At 53.7% G+C, this 2,942-nt stretch carries 5 protein-coding genes; all 5 read right to left on the bottom strand.

Translation table 11 applies throughout. The features are described 5' to 3' along the window. A partial coding sequence (locus Xbud_RS18595) for a phage tail tube protein (RefSeq protein ID WP_099137471.1) occupies positions 1 to 365 on the bottom strand: 365 nt, incomplete at its 3' end. A gap of 9 nt (positions 366 to 374) precedes the next feature. Then, positions 375 to 1,865, bottom strand: a complete 1,491-nt coding sequence (locus Xbud_RS18600; RefSeq protein ID WP_099137472.1) for a phage tail sheath subtilisin-like domain-containing protein — start codon at positions 1,863 to 1,865, stop codon at positions 375 to 377. Further along, positions 1,865 to 2,050: a DUF2635 domain-containing protein gene (locus Xbud_RS18605; protein ID WP_099137473.1), complete on the bottom strand. Its 186-nt coding sequence runs from the start codon at positions 2,048 to 2,050 to the stop codon at positions 1,865 to 1,867. Before Xbud_RS18605 ends, Xbud_RS18600 begins: the two co-directional genes overlap by 1 nt. 4 nt (positions 2,051 to 2,054) lie before the next feature. Beyond that, positions 2,055 to 2,594, bottom strand: coding sequence for an ATP-binding protein (locus tag Xbud_RS18610; RefSeq protein ID WP_099137474.1), 540 nt, complete (start codon positions 2,592 to 2,594; stop codon positions 2,055 to 2,057). Beyond that, positions 2,591 to 2,942: head-tail joining protein (locus Xbud_RS18615; RefSeq protein ID WP_339353678.1), on the bottom strand; the 352-nt coding region annotated here is incomplete at its 5' end. The genes Xbud_RS18610 and Xbud_RS18615, both read right to left, overlap by 4 nt.

Genomic DNA, 2,942 nt, shown 5'->3' on the forward strand with positions numbered 1-2,942 from the left:
TTTTCTGTTACCGAAATGCCTTCCCAACGGACTTCGAACTCCGCATCTTCGCTGCGCACTTCCTGCGTGTTTACGGTCCACATGCCTTCACCAATAATGGTCTTGCCGTTCGCCAGTTCGGCCACAATGGTGACGTTGGTCTGATTGTTAAAATCCGCCACGGTCGTGCCGCCGCTGTCACGTACCCGGCAGGAAATGAAGCACGGACTGGGTTTTTCTTTATACCCGTGCACGTAGTCCATCCCGGTTAAGGTCTCGCGGGTGACGGCCGAGGGGCCGTAGGTAAAGTCCCCCACTACCATAATGGACACACCATCCACCGTGAGATAGGCTGTCCCCGCCAGCCTTCGAGTTGTATTTCCCATGAGGTTTCCTTATGACGTCGGTTGCAGACGGAACTGGTTCAAGAGCGCAAAGACACGCAACTGATTGATCAGCGTGCCAGTCCAGAGGACATCCAGCCGGTTAGGATTATGGGCGTTAACCTCGACCCTTAAGCCTGCGGCAAAAGCCTTAGAATCCTGCACATAACCGTTGAATTCCAGTGTCCGGTATTGGGCGATCAGTTCTGCCCGGACAATATTAGGGGTAACAATGGCCGAGCCGGGCGCAAAGCGGGTGCCGTCTTTCGCCAGTTTCATTCGCCCTAATTTTGAGGTGATTTGGGTACGGATATACCGCGAGACGTACATCAGCAAAAACAGCGTTTCTATCTGAAGGTAGCTGTCGTCATTATCACCGTACGGGTTTTTCTGGTAGGTACTGATCAGGTTCTCTATCTGTACCGTGCCGTCATCGGCCACCGTAAACGTGGAAATGCCACTGTGCAACAGGTTATTGCGATCAATCAGGCCGAGCTGGTTCTCAGCATCCGGGGATAAAACGCCCGCGACAGGCAAGGTTTGCAGCGGCCTGCCCGGATCATTTCTCAGACTCGGTGCCGCCGCCCCGGTGATGGCCGCCGCCCAAATGTAGTCAGGTGTCGGGGATTTCGTCAACCCCAACAGGGTTTCATGTTGATTGTTCCGGCGCTCGCCAATATCTGCCAGCTCTCCGTAAATGCCACTGACCACACTGAATGCATGACCGTACAATTGCTGTTCCCAAGACCAGCGCCCGCCGGTATCGGATAAAAAGGCCTTGAGTTCATCCAATGAAGCGGTATCGGTGTACGGATTGACGATAAAATCAAATGCCCGGTCACTGAGATTAGCCAGGCCATTTTTCAGTTCGGGTGCACCTGCGCCCCCTGTCATCTGAATGATACGTAAGTCCATGCCTGCCGGGGTTTCTTCGCCCCCGGCTTGTCCCCGGTAATTGAGGCTGATATCAATGCCATTGCCGTGAGCGCCTTTGTTTTTCGCGGTCAACGTGACGGTGTGATTGGTCGCTGTTGCCGTGACAGGCAGCGCAATCTTGCGGTTAATGGCTGCCGCCAGTGACTCCGCAACCTGCGTCAATTTATCGGTCGCCATGACGGTCACCTGCACACGCTGTCCGCCAATATACAGGGAAATCACGCCCGCGCGGGCCGGCAGGGATACCATCTCTACCGATCCTTTAGCGGTCAGCAGGTTATCACTGTCTTTCAGGGGCAGCGCCCACAATTCCGCCGCAGGATCATTCGCCAGATACGCCGCGGTCATGCCATGCAGCAGGGAACCGTGACCGAACTGGGAAGCTGCCTGTTCAGCGGAAGAAATGCGCACCGGAATATCGGGGGCAGCAATAGCCTTATCCAGCATCTGACCGAGGATCAGCGAGCGCTGGGTTGCCGTGGCGCTGTTTGCCATTGAATTATCAAATTCCACGAAAAACAGCGGGGTTCTGAGGTTATTGGGAATGCGGGAAAAAGGGATAGCCATTATTCAGTCTCCTGCGCCTTTTTAGTAAGTTTGGTTTCAGCTACTGGCTGACAGAGTTCAACGTCACCATCCCTTACACGACGATGCCAAAACAGCGTATTGGGGACTTCTGTACAACCTTCAGGCAGATGAGTACCTTTGGCCGGATCGCGTACACTGCGCCCGGCAACGGGTTTGACAAACATAGGGTTACTCCAGATTAATACGGATATGGGGTTCGGGGGTGTATTCCGGCATCGCAATCGTCACATCAATGCCCTCCAGCGGGTTTGCTTCAATCGGGTAAAAATCCTCCGGCCCCTGATAGTATTCAATGTCGATGTCCATCAGAAGCTGAGCTAAATGTCCTTCCCCGCTGGCATCAATATCAATCTGTGACCGGATCTCCGCAAATTGCTGTATTTCCTTTGTGAGCGCATAACTGTTTATCACGGCACGCTCGATTTGCGCCCGCAGGGTCTCCAGTGCGAGTTCTGCCTGCTCTGCGCCATTTCCCAACTCACTGTCAAACGCCTCGAGGCGTCCGGTGACTCTGACCGTTGTAATGGTGTCAAACTGCGGCGCATTACGGCCATGTGACTTTTTATGATCAAACGTAGTTTGTACCAGTATGCACGGATAATCATCACCCCGTGTTGACCAGTCACGCGGGGAATAGACGCGGGATTGCGCATCCGTCTTTCCTGTCAGGGCCTGAACCACCAGGTTACGCACGGTTGATGCGTTCATGATTTTACCTTATTGAGTTGTAAGTGCGTGCCGCCGTGACTGTCCGGTTGCACATCGCTCACAATAAATTCGGTATTGGCGCGATACACAAAGACTTTGTCGCCCTGTTTGGGGGGCACTTTGAATACGGCATCACGGACGCCTAACAGGGGTTTAGTGGTATTAATGTCGCTGTCCCCGTCAAGGGATCCCACCTGCTGGGTATAGGCGCGATCAAACACGCCCATGATGTCGTAAGGCTCACCATACTTAGGCCGCCAGTTCACCTGCTCTGCAAACTGCTTATGCAGCGGGGCCAGTAAATGTTTATCCCAGTCAATCGGCATGATCCCCCCGCTGAATGGTAAT

Origin of the sequence: Xenorhabdus budapestensis (assembly GCF_002632465.1) — a bacterium.
Lineage (GTDB): Bacteria > Pseudomonadota > Gammaproteobacteria > Enterobacterales > Enterobacteriaceae > Xenorhabdus > Xenorhabdus budapestensis.